This is a genomic window from Clostridium sp. CS001, from assembly GCF_020443565.1.
Lineage (GTDB): Bacteria > Bacillota > Clostridia > Clostridiales > Clostridiaceae > Clostridium_AD.
This window is the reverse complement of record NZ_JAIZZN010000018.1, coordinates 21,792-36,815: the sequence shown is the minus strand read 5'-3', so window position 1 is coordinate 36,815 and position 15,024 is coordinate 21,792. Positions and strand designations below refer to the sequence as shown.

The window sequence follows — 15,024 nt, the reverse complement described above, 5'->3', positions numbered from 1 at the left end:
TTAAAGTGTTACTCCATTTTTAAAAATAGCAAGTTCTCTAAAATTATTCTTTTCATTGTTAACTAATTTTCCGCTAGCTACTTCTATTATATATTCTATAAACTCCTCGATTAAAACTTCTAGGGACATATCCTCAACTAAGCTACCAGCATTAAAATCAATCCAATGAGGTTTTAATTTGTATATTTGAGTGTTTGTGGAAATTTTCATTGTAGGTACAAAACTTCCAAAGGGAGTGCCTCTCCCTGTTGTGAAAAGAACCATTTGACACCCTGACGCTGCTAGTGCAGAGGCTGCTACTAAATCATTTCCTGGAGCACTTAAAAGATTAAGTCCTTTTTTCTTTAAGACTTCCCCATATTCAAGCACATCCATCACTGTAGCGGTGCCTGCTTTTTGTGTACAACCTAATGATTTATCTTCAAGGGTAGTTATGCCCCCTGCTTTATTTCCCGGTGAAGGATTCTCATACACTGGCTGATCATATTGCATAAAGTATTCTTTGAAGTCATTAATTAAATGAACTGTTTTTCCAAATACCTCTTCGTTTTCTGATCTTGCCATTAGAAGAGTTTCTGCTCCAAACATTTCAGGGACTTCTGTTAATATTGTAGTTCCACCTTGAGCTACAATAAAATCTGAAAATCTCCCCACAAGAGGATTTGCAGTTATACCTGAAAATCCATCAGAGCCTCCACATTTTAAACCTATTTTAAGCTCCGCTAAGCTACAAGCTTCTCTTTTATCTGATTTCATCTTTTCATAAAGCTCTACAAGTAACTTCGCACCTTCTTCTACTTCATCTGAAACCTCTTGAGAAATTAGGAACCTCACTCTTTCTTCATTGAACTTTCCTAAAGACTTTTTAAAATCAAGCATATTATTATTTTCACATCCAAGTCCTAACACTAAAACTCCGCCGCTATTTGGATGTTTAACTACATCTCCTAATATGGTTCTTGTACTTATATGATCTTCGCCAAGCTGTGAGCAACCATAATTATGCTTTAATACTTCTATATTATCTATGTTTAGATTTCCTACTATTTCTTTGAACCTAGCAATTATTCTATCTGCTATACCATTTACACAGCCTACCGTAGGAACTATCCAAAGTTCATTTCTAATACCTACGTTTCCGTCTTCTCTTTTATATCCATTAAAGGTTAGATTTCTGTTTTCATAAGTATTTTCTATAAGTTTTTGATTAAAAGTATATTCCTTTATTCCATCTAAATTTGTTTTTGAATTGTGAGTGTGTACCCATTGTCCTTTTAAAACATCCATAATTGAATGTCCTATAGGAAACCCATATTTTATAATGTTTTCATCTATTTTAATGTCTTCAATCGCTACTTTGTGTCCTCTTTTAACATCTTCTTTTAGTGTTATATTTTTATCTCCTATGGAGATTACTTCACCCTTTGATAAATCTGTTAATGCTACCACTATATTATCTTTTTCATTTATCTGTATTAAATTTTTCATGAGTATACCTCACCTTCCTTAAAGAACTTCTTTAAGTGCTTCTTGAATTCCAAGTTTCTCAATGTTTATCAAATAATCTGTTACTGCTTGTGTTAAGCCTTTGACTTCGTTTAAATCCATCTTCCATAATTTTTGATACGCAAGGACTGAAGTTACTACTTCTCTTAAATTTACTTCTGACCCATCACAATTATCCCATGCAGTTTTGTAAAGTTCTAAAACATCTGCATCATCGGATAAGTTAATTGTTTCTTCCCCTCTTTTACCTTTATAGAATTCAATAAGTGCTGCTAGAGAGAATACTAACCTTTTAGGTAATTCTCCCTTTGTTTTCACATATTCCAATAATGAAGGTAAATCTCTCGTTTCAAACTTTGACATTGAGTTTAAAGATATGCTCATTAAATAATGTTTGACAAAAGGATTCATAAACCTTTCAAGAACAACCTCTGCATAGTATTTTAGTTCTTCTTCTGGAAGGTCTAGTGTAGGAATTATTTCTTCATATATCGTATTTTTAATAAATTTTCCTATAACTTCATGCTCTACAGATTGTGCAACAGTTTCCAATCCATAAAGGTAAGCTACTGGTACAAATGATGTATGTGAACCATTAAGTATTCTTACTTTTCTTGTTCTGTAAGGAGACATGTCCTCTACAAATTTAACATTAAGTCCTGCTTTACTTACTGGGAACTCATCTTCAATCCACTTTGGTCCTTCAATAATAAAAAGGTGAAAATGCTCTCCAACATTAACCAAGTTATCAACGTATCCTAATTCATCTGTTATTTCCTTTATTGTATCTCTTGGATAACCAGGAACTATCCTATCTACAAGTGTAGAGCAAAAAGTATTAGCTTCATTTATCCAAGAAACAAAACTTTCTTCTAAATTCCAAGCTTTAGCAAACTTAAGAACTACTTCTTTAAGCTTATCACCATTTCTGTCAATAAGTTCACAAGGAATTATTACTAATCCCTTATCCTTTTGTCCACTAAATGCTTTAAATCTATGATATAAAAGTGCTGTGAATTTTCCTGGAAAGCTTTTCTGAGGCTTATCTTCTAACTTATCATTCTCGTCATATAAAATTCCTGCTTCTGTAGTGTTTGAAAATACAAATCTAAGTTCTGGATTTTCAGCTATCTTTAAGTATTCTTCATGGTTCGTGTAAGGGTTTATTCCTCGACTTATGCTATTAATTACTGAGTGCTCTTCTATTGCTTTTCCTTCATTTATTCCTTGCAAATAAAGAGTATACAAACCATCTTGCTCATTTAATTTATCTACTAAGCCAAATTCAATAGGCTGTACCACTACTACACTACCATTAAATCCTGCCTTTTTATTCATTTCATCAATTTGCCAATCTACAAATGCTCTTAAAAAGTTACCTTCTCCAAATTGAAGTACCTTTTCAGGGTACTGTTTATATTCTGCATATGTTTCTTTATTTAACTTCATTCCTAGTCCTCCTTATCTTTCAATTGTTTTCTTCTTACCAATAAAGGCCATCAATTGTTCAAAATTCGGATAACCTTCCATATCGCCCTTTACAAGCACCGCCATTGCCCCAACTCCATTTGCATACTCGCCGCATTCTTTAAAATCTAATTTCCTTAACATTCCTGAAAGAAAACCTGCGGCAAATCCATCTCCTGCACCCACTGTATCTTGTGGATTTTCTAATTTATATGAATCTATATATAAGCCCTTGGTTTTATTAGCTACAAAGCAACCTTCTTTTCCAAGCTTAACAGCTACTGTGCTACAACCCATATTCATAAAACCCTTTGCAATCTCCTCTGGTTTTGTAAGTCCAAGGAGCATTTCAGCTTCATCTATACCTGGAAAAACTATATCTGCTTGTTTCGCAATTTCTAGTAATGTGGGTATTGCCTCTTCCTTTGTCCATAACTTTAATCTAATATTAGGATCAAAAGAAACTAGTACATTATTTGCTTTTGCAACCTCTATAGCCTTAAATACCGTTTCCTTACATCCCTTAGAAAGCGCAGGTGTAATTCCTGTAATATGAAGTATTTTTGCCGCTTTAATATAGGTTTCATCTAGTTCCTCTGGTTTTAGATTACTAGCTGCTGAATCTGTTCTATAATAATATACATTTGGATTAGAATGCATAAATCTTTCCTTAAATAGTATACCAGTACTCTTTAAGGGCTCCACAATTATTCTAGATATATCTACACCTTCTCCTCGAATTGTAGTTTGTATATACCTTCCAAACTCATCATCCCCAAGCTTTGAAAACCAACCTACTTGATGTCCAAGTTTTGCAAGGGCAATTGCAACATTAGACTCTGCCCCTGCAATAGATTTATTAAAATTTTGGACATATCTTAGAGGGCCTGAGGAATCTGGACCAAATAAAACCATAGATTCTCCAAAAGTTACTACATCCATAGTTATCTTTGCACCCTACCTGAGGCATCTCCATTCATAAGGGTTTCTACTTCTTCTTTAGAAACAAGATTGAAGTCACCCTCTACAGTATGTTTAAGGCATGAAGCAGCAACCGCAAATTCTAGGGAATCTTGGCTATTAAGACCTGAAGTCAAACCATAAATTAACCCCGCTCCAAAGGAATCTCCACCACCAACTCTATCTACTATATGCATTTTATATTTTTTAGAGCTATAAAATTCTTTTCCGTCATAGAACATTGCAGACCAACCATTATCAGAGGCTGAAAAGCTTTCCCTTAAAGTAATTGCCACATATTTTAAACCGAATCTTTCTACAAGTGTTTTTGCAACATTCTTGTACCCTTCATTACTTAAAGACCCTCCTGTTATATCAGTTTCTTCTGCTTTAATACCAAATACCATTTCTGCATCTTCTTCATTTGCTATAACTAAATCGCAATACTTTACGATTTCGCCCATAACTCTGCCAGCTTTTTCGCTACTCCATAATTTTTTCCTGAAGTTTAAGTCTACGCTTACTGTTACCCCAGCTTCCTTAGCTGCTTTAACTGCATCTAAAGTAATGGCAGCACATTCATCTGAAAGTGCTGGAGTTATTCCTGTAAAGTGGAACCACTCTGCATCTGTAAAAATCTCTTTCCAATTAAAGTCCTCTCTCTTTGCTTCTGCAATAGATGAGTGTGCTCTATCGTAAATTACTTTTGAAGGTCTTTGTGACGCTCCCTTTTCGCAGAAGTAAATTCCTACTCTATCTCCGCCTCTTACTATCATATCAGCGCTTACACCATATTTTCTAAGTTCATTAACTGCGGATTGACCTATTTCATGTTTTGGAAGCTTTGTTACGAAATATGCGTCCTTACCATAGTTTGCAAGTGACACAGCAACATTTGCTTCTCCTCCACCATAAACAGCACCAAATTCTTTTGATTGTAAAAATCTCTCATAGCCTACTGGAGCAAGTCTAAGCATTATCTCACCAAAAGTAATAAATTTTCCCATGTTATTTTTCCTCCCTTGCTTTTCTAACTGCTTCAACAAATTTAGCGGCAGTTTCTGTAACTAATTCATAATTTCCGGTTTTTGCACCCTTTGTTAAATCTCCGCCAGTTCCTACAGCTACGGCACCTGCATTAATCCAATCCTTAACGTTATCTAGAGACACTCCGCCTGTTGGCATAAAATTAGCTTGTGGAAGAGGTCCTTTAAAGGAACTAATAATTGATGGTCCAAAAGCATTTCCTGGGAAAACCTTTATAATTTCAACGCCAAGTTCTAGGGCTTCTATTGCTTCTTTTACTGTCATTACACCTGGCATTACCGCTATTCTGTATCTATTGCACAGTTTTACTGTTTCTACATTTAAACTAGGACTTACTATATACTTTGCGCCAGCTAAAATGCAGGCTCTTGCTGTTTCAGGATCTAGTACAGTCCCAGCTCCAATAAGCATATTTTCATCATCTTTATATATTTCTGATAATTCTTTTATTATTTCAACTGCACCTGGTACAGTCATTGTTATTTCAAGCGCTGTAATTCCACCTTTTTTAACTGCCTCAACAACTTTAATGCCTTCTTCCTTTGAAGTTGCTCTTATAACTGCTACTATGCCTGCATCGCTTATTTTTCTAATCATTTCTAATCTTTTCATAGTTACACCCCTTGCTTATATTTTAAACATCCCATTGAGCTTTTATTAAATCCATTATGTGCATTACTTCAATGGATTTATTCCAACTCATTCTATCGCTTTCAAGCTTTCCACTTTTAATACAATTCATAACTTCTTGAATTTCAAATTCATAGCCATTGCATTTATGTGGTATGTTCACTTCTTTTTCCGATTTTCCATCACAAAATATCACTGCACCTTCACCCTTCCAATATTGTGGAAGCTCTATTCTGCCCTTAGTTCCCATGATATGCAAAACTCCTGATGTTTCGGCATTTAATGAACAGCAGAAAGCGGCAACTCTCCCCTTAGAAAATCCAAAATTAACTGTAACCTGAATATCTACACCAGTTTCTCCAATATGTGCAATACTCTTAACCACACTTGGAACTGAATCAAATAAAAAATGGCACATTGATACAGGATATACTCCTATATCTAATAGAGCACCTCCACCTAATTTTTTATTTAACTTAATCCCTTCAGGACTTAAATATCTGCTAATTCCAAAATCACCTTGAATCATGCGTACTTCACCTATTAATCCATGCTTAATCCAAGAGTCAACTTTTTCATAAACAGGTAAAAATCTAGTCCACATAGCTTCCATAAAGAACATCTTATTATCTTGTGCAACTTTTATAACTTCTCTTGTTTCCTGCTCATTCATTGCTATAGGTTTTTCACAGAGCACTGCTTTACCGCTTTTTAAAAGCAATATAGATATTTCTTTATGAAATACATTTGGCACTGCCACATATACTGCATCTATGTCCTTATCTTTTGACAGTTCTTCATAACTACCGTAACATTTATATTTTGAAACACTATATTCTTCTCCAAATTCTTCTGCTTTCCCCTTTGAACGTGATGCTACAGCGCAAAGTTCGCCATCTTGAAGTATTCTAAGCGCATCTGCAAATTTATGAGCCATGTTCCCTAGTCCTATAATCCCCCACCTAATTTTACGCATTCTTACACCTCGTAATTATATATTTCATAATTAACCACAAAGAACTGCTAAAATGTCTTCCAGCAGTTCCCATGTCTGGCTTTCACCAAGTTTATAACTGGAAATTAACTCTTTTCTAATGTTTAAGAGTTACAGTATTTTTTTAAAGTAGAACGAATAGCGCCTTTTCCAGCTATTAATTCTCTTAAGTAAGTTTCGATTTTTTCACCTAGGCCTACTTCATACAAATCAACACCAAAGATTGATTTATTAGTTAAAATCTTAATCAAAACATCATGAACATTTTCAGTTTTACCAAGCTTAATATCATCAATTATTTTAGTTAATGATGAAAGCATAGGGTCAGGACTTAATTCAAAGGTATTTCCTTCATCATCTATAGCCATTAAATAACGGCACCATCCTGCTATAGCAAGAGGTATAAATGTTAGGTCTTTAACATTAAGATCACTGCTTTGTGCATAAGCTTTGATTGTTTCACCAAAACGTATACCTAGTTTCTGTGAAGTATCACAAGCAATTCTTTGTGGTGTATCAGGCATAAATGGATTTGGTAAACGCACCTGCATTACCTCATCTATAAATTCCTTAGGTGCTATAATCCCTGGATTTACAACCACAGGTAATCCTTCTATATAACCTATATTTTTTATTAATGTTACAAGCTCTTTATCTTTCATTTCCTCTGATATTTTATTGTAGGATAATAAACATCCATAAATAGCCAAAGCTGTATGAAGAGGATTTAAGCAAGTACAAACCTTCATCTTTTCCACTTTATCTACAGTTTCTTTGTCTGCAAACATAACCCCGCCCTTATCAAGTGGAAGACGACCATTTTTAAAATCATCTTCAATAACTAAATATTGAGGTTCTTCAGCATTAACAAAAGCTGCAATAAATGTATTTTTTGAGGTCATAACTAATTCCGTATCTTCAAATCCAACTTCCTCTAGCATATTTATAACAGATTCTGCTGGTCTCGGTGTAATTTTATCTATCATAGTCCAAGGATAAGACATATCTTCTGTTACATAAGCTAAAAATTCTGCTTCTGCTAGTTTGTTCTCTGTCCAATGCTTTGCAAATGTAGTAATAGCATTTTCTAACTTAGTGCCGTTATGAGAGCAGTTATCCATACTTACTAGAGTTAGTGGTAATCTTCCATTTTTAAATCTTTCATAACATAATGCTGCTAGTTTACCAATATAACTTGTTGCCTTTGAAGGTCCATTATTGAAATCTATTGCTACGTCTTTTAAGAACTCATTATTTCCGTTTATTAAACTATATCCTTTTTCTGTAATTGTAAAAGAAACCATTTTTAAAGTCTTATTTTTAAAGATTTCTTTTAGTCTATTCCAGTCATTTGAATTAGTTGTATCAACACATAAAGACTCTGCAATACTTCCTATTACTTTTTTTTCTAAACTTCCATCAGCTTTTAATGTTACTAAAACATTTAAATCATCAAATTTTTTATACCCTTTTTCAATTATCTCGTAATCATATCCCTCGGCAACTATTATACCTGTATTCATTATTCCCTTATTTAAAAGTTCCTGACAAACAGCTGCAGGGAATGCACGGAATATATTCCCTGCTCCGAAATGCACCCATTCCGGATTTTCTTTAGTATCTTTTATCATTTTAATTCGGTCAAACTTAGGTAATTCAAACCCTTGACCTTCCCAAAGCTTTCTATTATTTATTTCATTTTGGCTTAATTTCAAGTAGTTTCCCTCCTTAGTATTTAATTTTTCTTATTATTTTACTTTGTTGACTTTTCAATTGCTTCTGCAAGTCCATTTAAATAAGTAACTCCTAGTGCACGGTCATATAATCCATATCCAGGCATTGCAATTTCACCCCAAATAGCACGACCATGATCAGGACGCATTGCTCCTTCAAATCCAATGTCATGGAAAGCTTTCATTATTTCATACATATCCATTGAACCATCCTTTGATAAGTGAGCTGCTTCATCAAATTTCCCTGGTGCATGATGAATTAAATTACGTACATGTGCAAAATGAATTCTTCCTTTTGCGCTACGGATTATATCGCAAATATCGTTACTAGGATTTGAACCTAGGGATCCTGTACATAAAGTAAGTCCATTAAATTTTGCATCTATTGCATTTAAAAGTTTTAAAATATTTTCTTTATTATTTATAATTCTTGGCAAATCAAATACAGGCCATGCAGGATCATCTGGATGAATTGCCATCATGATATTATATTTTTCACAAACTGGACGAATTTTATTTAAAAAGTATACAAGATTATCAAATAATTTTTCTTCATTAACATCTTTGTATTTTTCAAATAACTCTTTTACATATTCAAGTCTTTCTGGTTCCCAACCTGGCATTACAAAGCCATTGCTATTTTTATCAATTTGTTCAAACATTGTTTGAGGATCAATTTTATCTATTAAGTCCTGATCATAAGATAAAACAGTAGATCCATCTGATCTCATCTTTGCTAAATCTGAACGAGTCCAGTCAAATACAGGCATAAAGTTATAACAAACCATATTAATACCCGCTTTTCCTAAGTTTTCTAAGGTTTCTATATAATTTTCTATATATTGTTCTCTTTCAGGTAATCCTATTTTAATGGAATCGTGAATGTTTACACTTTCTATTCCTTCTATTTTAAGCCCACTAGCTTCAACTTCTTCTTTTAATTTTAAAATGCTCTCTAAAGGCCATGCTTTTCCTGCTGGAATATCATAAAGTGTTGTAATAACACCTGTAACCCCAGGAATCTGTTTTATTTGTTTTAAAGTAACTGAATCATGTTTGCTACCAAACCATCTTAATGTCATTTTCATTACATTTACCTCCTCTTATCTACCATTTAAAATTCTATTATTATTTATATCCCATTAGTGTAGGTAACCACATTGAAACCTTTGGTACATATGTTGTGAGTAATAGCACCGCAAAAATTGCTACATAATATGGTATTAACTTTAGCATTACATTTTCAATTGTTGTCTTAGCAACCTTAACACCAACAAAAAGTATGTTTCCTACTGGTGGTGTAATTGTTCCTATACATAGATTAAATGTTACCATTATACCAAACTGAATTGGTGACATTCCAAAACCAACACAGATTGGTAAGAAAATAGGTGTGAAAATAAGTATTGCAGGAGTAATATCCATAAATGTTCCTACAAATAACAATACCAAGTTAATAATTAATAGTATTACTATTTTATTACTACTAAGAGTTAATAGTGCAGCTGAAATCGCACCAGGAATTCCAGTGAAGGCCATAACCCATGCCATAACACTTGATATCCCAATTAGAAACACTATGATACCTGTCATTTCAGCACTCTCTTTATAAATAGTATATAAATCTTTAACCTTTATTGTTTTATAAAAGAACAAAGATAATATTAAACTATAAGCAACGGCTACTACTGAGCCCTCCGTAGCTGTAAATACACCACTGATAATTCCACCGATAACAATTATTATTAACAATAAACTTGGAATAGCTTCAACTGTTGTTTTTAATGCTTGTTTTAAAGTAACACGCTCTGAACTACGATACCCTTGTTTTTTCGCTATAAAGTAAGCAACTAACATACAACTAAGTCCCCATAGAATTCCCGGAACATAACCTGCCATAAATAGTGCTGCTACTGATGTTCCGCCACTTACAAGTGAAAATGTTATTAATACATTACTTGGAGGTATTAATAGTCCTGTTGGCGCAGTTGCTATGTTTACAGTTGCCATAAAATCACGATCATAACCATCTTTTTCTGCAATAGGTCCTATAATAGAACCCATTGCTGATGCTGCTGCAACACCTGAACCTGAAATTGCACCGAACATCATATTTGCTGCTGCATTTGTATGTGCCATTGCACCTGGTATTCTACCTGATAGTATTTTTGCAAAGTTTATTAAACGGATAGCTATTCCTCCCTTATTCATAATGTTACCTGCTAGAATAAAGAAAGGTATTGCTATTAATGTAAATACAGATATTCCTGAAAAGGTTCTTTGCGCAGCTGTTAAAACCGCAGCATCAAAATTTAATACTGGTAATATAGCTAGTAATGAAGATATACCCAATGCAATTGAAATTGGAATACCTCCCAGCAACAATATAATTAAAGCTATTGCTATTATTAGTCCTGATGTTAATGCTATGCCCATTTATTTGCCTCCTCTTTTATTTAGAATTCTTTGCTTTTAATTGTAAAACTAATTCATTTATATTAAGAATATTATAAAGAACAATTAAAACTCCACTTACAGGAACTATTACATATATATAAGACATGGGAACCCCTAGGGACGCTGTAACCTGTAATGCTGTAAGCTTTGTAATTGACATTCCTCCATAAATAAGTACTAGAGCAGCAAATATTAAAATCAATACCTCGGAAATGATACCCAAAGCAATACTAGCCTTTCCCTTAAATAGATTTGCAACAAACTCCATTCTCATATGTTCACGTTTTCCAAACACTAAAGCTGCTGATAATAATGCCATCCATGTAAATGAAAATGTTAACAATTCTTCTGAAATTGTACTCGGGGCATTAAATACATATCTTGTTATAATCTGATATAATCCTATAATTGTTATAAATATAAAGAGTGAAATGCATACTACTTCTAATGCTTTAGTTAGCTTTATTTTGAGACTTCCCATATTATTTCTCCCCCTTTACTTGTTTGTTTATTTCTTGGATTTTATCATATATAGGTTGTAATTTTTCATTCTTTGTAAGTAACTCTTTGTGTAATGGAAGTACCTTTTCTTTAAATAATTCTACATCAGTCTGTATAAATTCAACACCCATGCCTTCTGCTTGTTTTTTAGCTTCCTCTGTCTTTGAATCCCACTCTTCACGTTCAACTTTTGTACATTCTATGGCTGCTTCATCAAATATTTTTCTATCTTCAGGTGATAAACCATTTAAAAACTTAAGATTTCCTATCAACAGATCAGGAACCATTTGATGTTGATTGTAGGTGTAGAATTTAGCAATTTCTCCATGCTTATTATTCGTTAGTGCCAATTCATTGTTTTCAGCACCATTAATTACTCCTGATTGTATAGCTGTGTATACTTCCCCAAAGCTCATTGGTGCTGCAGCTGCACCAAACAATTGCATCATTCTTACATTTGCAGGACTTTGTTGAACACGGATCTTTTTACCTTTTAAATCATCAGGAGTTCTGATGGGTGTTGTAGCGTAGAAATTTCTTGTACCTGCCTCAAACCATGTAACTGCTTCAAAACCAGCTATTCCTGTAGATTTAAAGATACTAGTAATCAATTCCTTATCTCCCATTACTTTATGATAGCTATCTACACTGTCAAATAAATAGGGCATGCTAAATATTTGATAAACCTTATCAAAGGTTTCAAGATTACCAGTACTTGCAACAGCAAAATCTATTGCTCCTGTTTGAACTAATTCTATTGCCTTTACAGATGGCCCTAATAGCTCATTCGGGAAAATCTGTACATCGTACTTATCCCCTAATTTAGACTCTATATACTGCTCAAATGCCATAAGTCCTAAGTGGTCAGGATGAGATGATGATTGAGAGTGAGATATACGAATAATTCTCTTTCCCTTAGTAACACTGCTACACCCAATTAGACCAAAAGCCAAAGTTGAAGATAATAGAAGTGCCATAATTTTTTTCGTAGATTTCAACATGTTTTTTCCTCCTTTTTATCTTTTAAAATTTTAACTATATAATTTAAAAATATGATTCTTTATAAGTAACATTAGTATATTTTTGTTAACGTTAACATAAATTTGTTAAGTTTGCTTGTAGCTCAGTGACAAACTTATGTTATTCTTGCCACTGATTCTCTTTCAACAAGCTCTGTATTAATGTATATCTTTTCTCCCTCAGCACTATTATTTTTTATAATGCTCAAAAGCTTCTCTGCACCTTTTTTGCTTACTTCCATAATAGGTCTTTTTACTGTAGTTAAAGCCGGTGTTAAAAAGGCACCTAACTGACTACCATCAAACCCCATAATAGAAATATCAACTGGAACACTTAGCCGTGATTCAACTACAGCTTTCATTGCTCCCACTGCCATATCATCGTTTGAGCAAAATACTGCTGTTGGAATCTTCCTCAAACTTAATAGCTCCTTCATGGCATTATATCCACTTCCAATGGTATAATCTCCTCCAACCATATATTCACTATTTATTTCAAGTTTATGTTCACTTAATGCCATTAAAAATCCATTTTTTCTTTCAACAGTAGAGTTAAATCCCTTTTTACCTTCTATTATGGCTATATCTTTATGTCCATTTTGTATCAGGTGCGTTACTGCATCATAACTCCCTTTTTTATCTGAAGATAATATATTAATAATAGAACTTTCATATATGTCTCTATTAAGTACAACTACTGGAATCTTTTTCTCTATCAAATAATCTATAAATAAATCATCACTACTACTTTGACTCATCAATATAATGCCATCAAACCTTTTGCTATTAACTAATGTGAAGTCTTTATAATCATCAATTCCTCTAACCACTAGATTGTAACTTCCTTTTATGACACTACTTACACCACGTACTGTTTCATAAAAGAAACTTGATGAAGTTACATCGCTGATAGTGGTAAAAAGAAGGCCTATGTTATAGGATCTATCTAGTACCAAACTCTTAGCGTTATAATTTGGTACATAGTTAAGCTCCTTTGCTATTGCCATAATTTTAATCTTTGTGTCTTCCTTTATAAATGGGCTATCATTAAGCGCCCTTGAAACTGTAGTATGTGAAACCTTTGCAATTTTAGCTATGTCCTTTATTGTTGCTACCATTCTTAAACACTCCTATCCTACTAGTAAATACTTATATAATACCATATAGGAAACAACTTAACTAACACATTTTATATTTAGTAATTATTAAGTATTCGAATAAGTTAAAAATGGAATGTAAACTAGATCACCTAAAAAACAACAAGTTGTATTTATGTATTGTTCACGTTAACAACTTATGCCAAAATACTCCTTAGCATTGTTGTAACATATTCCTTGAACCATATTTCCTAGTAGCTCCATATCATCTGGTACTTCACCATTCTCTACCCATTCCCCTAGTAAGTTACATAATATTCTTCTAAAGTATTCATGCCTTGTGTATGATAAGAAACTTCTTGAATCCGTTAGCATACCTACAAACCTGCTTAGTAACCCAGTATTAGCTAAGATTTTCATTTGTTCTATCATTCCTTCTTTACTGTCTAGAACCCACCAAGCGGCTCCAAACTGTATCTTTCCTGGAACCTGTGAACCTTGAAAGTTTCCAAGCATAGTACTAAGAACATAATTATCTTTTGGATTTAAAGAATACAATATAGTTTTAGGAAGTAAGTTATCTACTTCTAGTGAATCTAATAGTTTTGAAAGAGAATAAGCTACTTTTTCATCGTTAATAGAATCAAATCCAGTGTCTGGTCCTAATTGTTTAAGCATTCTTGTATTGTTATTTCTTAGTGCTGCAATGTGAAGTTGCATTGTCCATCCTAATTTTGAGTATAATCTACCTAAGAATTGTAATGTATATGTTCTGTATTTGCTTTCTTCATCACTTGATGCAACTTGTCCTTTTAATGCCTTTGCAAATATTTCAGCTACTTCTTCTTTTGAAGCCTCCATATATGCTATGCTATCCAAACCATGGTCTGATATTCTACATCCAACCTGGTTAAAAAATTCTACTCTTGATTCTAGTGCCTTTAGGAATTCGTCATAATTTTTAATATTCATATTAGATACTTTTTCAAGGTTTGCTACCCATGTAATAAAAATATCTTTGTTTATTTGAAGTCCTTTGTCCGGTCTAAAAGTCGGTAAAACCTTTACATCAAACTCTGTGTCCTTATTAATTTTTATATGATATTCTAGAGAATCTGTTGGGTCGTCTGTTGTGCACAAGGCTTTAACATTAGATTTTTTTATTAGATCTCTTGCACCGAAGCCTTCCCCATTTAGTAATTCATTTATCTTTTCCCAAATAGCAGGAGCAGTTTTTTCATTTAAAACATCCTTAATTCCAAAGTATCTTTGAAGTTCTAAATGTGTCCAGTGATATAGTGGATTGCCTATAGTCATTGGCATTGTCCTTGCCCATGCCATAAACTTATCATAATCGCTAGCACTTCCAGTAATGAATTCTTCATCAATGCCATTACTTCTCATAGCTCTCCATTTATAATGATCTCCATATAACCATGCCTCTGTTATATTTTTAAATTTCTTGTTTTCAAAAATTTCTTTTGGGTTCAAATGGCAATGATAGTCAATAATAGGCATATCTTTTGCATAATTATTGTATAAATCTATCGCTGTATTGTTTGCTAATAAAAAGTTTTCATCCATAAATTTTCTCATAAATTCCACCCTTTTTT

At 33.2% G+C, this 15,024-nt stretch carries 13 protein-coding genes; all 13 read right to left on the bottom strand.

The genetic code is table 11. The features are described 5' to 3' along the window. Entirely contained in the window at positions 1-1,488 is a 1,488-nt protein-coding gene (locus LGK97_RS12475; protein WP_226260103.1) for a UxaA family hydrolase, read from the bottom strand. A gap of 18 nt (positions 1,489-1,506) precedes the next feature. Further along, positions 1,507-2,955: a tagaturonate reductase gene (locus tag LGK97_RS12470; RefSeq protein ID WP_226260102.1), complete on the bottom strand. Its 1,449-nt coding sequence runs from the start codon at positions 2,953-2,955 to the stop codon at positions 1,507-1,509. Positions 2,956-2,967: 12 nt separating this feature from the next. Continuing rightward, a complete protein-coding gene (locus tag LGK97_RS12465; protein ID WP_226260101.1) occupies positions 2,968-3,915 on the bottom strand; it encodes a sugar kinase in 948 nt (315 codons plus the stop codon). Positions 3,916-3,917: 2 nt separating this feature from the next. Then, positions 3,918-4,940 carry a sugar kinase gene (locus LGK97_RS12460; RefSeq protein WP_226260100.1) on the bottom strand — a complete coding sequence of 341 codons (1,023 nt, stop codon included), beginning with the start codon at positions 4,938-4,940 and terminating at the stop codon, positions 3,918-3,920. Between the two features lies 1 nt (position 4,941). Further along, entirely contained in the window at positions 4,942-5,592 is a 651-nt protein-coding gene (locus tag LGK97_RS12455) for a bifunctional 4-hydroxy-2-oxoglutarate aldolase/2-dehydro-3-deoxy-phosphogluconate aldolase (RefSeq protein WP_226260099.1), read from the bottom strand. A gap of 22 nt (positions 5,593-5,614) precedes the next feature. Then, positions 5,615-6,586, bottom strand: coding sequence for a Gfo/Idh/MocA family protein (locus LGK97_RS12450; protein WP_226260098.1), 972 nt, complete (start codon positions 6,584-6,586; stop codon positions 5,615-5,617). Between the two features lie 122 nt (positions 6,587-6,708). Continuing rightward, positions 6,709-8,319 carry a mannitol dehydrogenase family protein gene (locus LGK97_RS12445; RefSeq protein ID WP_226260097.1) on the bottom strand — a complete coding sequence of 537 codons (1,611 nt, stop codon included), beginning with the start codon at positions 8,317-8,319 and terminating at the stop codon, positions 6,709-6,711. A gap of 38 nt (positions 8,320-8,357) precedes the next feature. Continuing rightward, the gene (gene uxuA, locus LGK97_RS12440) at positions 8,358-9,425 is read right to left on the bottom strand and encodes a mannonate dehydratase (protein WP_226260096.1); all 1,068 of its coding nucleotides are present in this window, start codon (positions 9,423-9,425) and stop codon (positions 8,358-8,360) included. 40 nt (positions 9,426-9,465) lie between these two features. Beyond that, positions 9,466-10,773 (bottom strand): TRAP transporter large permease, encoded by a 1,308-nt coding sequence (locus LGK97_RS12435; protein WP_226260095.1) that lies wholly within the window; start codon positions 10,771-10,773, stop codon positions 9,466-9,468. 16 nt (positions 10,774-10,789) lie between these two features. Beyond that, on the bottom strand, positions 10,790-11,275 hold the full coding sequence (locus LGK97_RS12430) for a TRAP transporter small permease (protein WP_226260094.1): 486 nt from the start codon (positions 11,273-11,275) through the stop codon (positions 10,790-10,792). Position 11,276: 1 nt separating this feature from the next. Continuing rightward, positions 11,277-12,296, bottom strand: coding sequence for a TRAP transporter substrate-binding protein (locus LGK97_RS12425; protein ID WP_413228434.1), 1,020 nt, complete (start codon positions 12,294-12,296; stop codon positions 11,277-11,279). A 134-nt stretch (positions 12,297-12,430) separates the two neighbouring features. Continuing rightward, a complete protein-coding gene (locus tag LGK97_RS12420) occupies positions 12,431-13,432 on the bottom strand; it encodes a LacI family DNA-binding transcriptional regulator (protein WP_226260093.1) in 1,002 nt (333 codons plus the stop codon). Positions 13,433-13,600: 168 nt separating this feature from the next. Continuing rightward, the gene (uxaC, locus tag LGK97_RS12415; protein WP_226260092.1) at positions 13,601-15,007 is read right to left on the bottom strand and encodes a glucuronate isomerase; all 1,407 of its coding nucleotides are present in this window, start codon (positions 15,005-15,007) and stop codon (positions 13,601-13,603) included. Positions 15,008-15,024: the final 17 nt, after the last annotated feature.

What these genes read in the sequence shown, in the direction of transcription:
- LGK97_RS12475 (WP_226260103.1), bottom strand. Translation starts at nt 1,488, where the DNA reads ATGAAAAATTTAATACAGATAAATGAAAAAGATAATATAGTGGTAGCA.
- LGK97_RS12470 (WP_226260102.1), bottom strand. Translation starts at nt 2,955, where the DNA reads ATGAAGTTAAATAAAGAAACATATGCAGAATATAAACAGTACCCTGAA.
- LGK97_RS12465 (WP_226260101.1), bottom strand. Translation starts at nt 3,915, where the DNA reads ATGGATGTAGTAACTTTTGGAGAATCTATGGTTTTATTTGGTCCAGAT.
- LGK97_RS12460 (WP_226260100.1), bottom strand. Translation starts at nt 4,940, where the DNA reads ATGGGAAAATTTATTACTTTTGGTGAGATAATGCTTAGACTTGCTCCA.
- LGK97_RS12455 (WP_226260099.1), bottom strand. Translation starts at nt 5,592, where the DNA reads ATGAAAAGATTAGAAATGATTAGAAAAATAAGCGATGCAGGCATAGTA.
- LGK97_RS12450 (WP_226260098.1), bottom strand. Translation starts at nt 6,586, where the DNA reads ATGCGTAAAATTAGGTGGGGGATTATAGGACTAGGGAACATGGCTCAT.
- uxuA (WP_226260096.1), bottom strand. Translation starts at nt 9,425, where the DNA reads ATGAAAATGACATTAAGATGGTTTGGTAGCAAACATGATTCAGTTACT.
- LGK97_RS12435 (WP_226260095.1), bottom strand. Translation starts at nt 10,773, where the DNA reads ATGGGCATAGCATTAACATCAGGACTAATAATAGCAATAGCTTTAATT.
- LGK97_RS12430 (WP_226260094.1), bottom strand. Translation starts at nt 11,275, where the DNA reads ATGGGAAGTCTCAAAATAAAGCTAACTAAAGCATTAGAAGTAGTATGC.
- LGK97_RS12425 (WP_413228434.1), bottom strand. Translation starts at nt 12,296, where the DNA reads ATGTTGAAATCTACGAAAAAAATTATGGCACTTCTATTATCTTCAACT.
- LGK97_RS12420 (WP_226260093.1), bottom strand. Translation starts at nt 13,432, where the DNA reads ATGGTAGCAACAATAAAGGACATAGCTAAAATTGCAAAGGTTTCACAT.
- uxaC (WP_226260092.1), bottom strand. Translation starts at nt 15,007, where the DNA reads ATGAGAAAATTTATGGATGAAAACTTTTTATTAGCAAACAATACAGCG.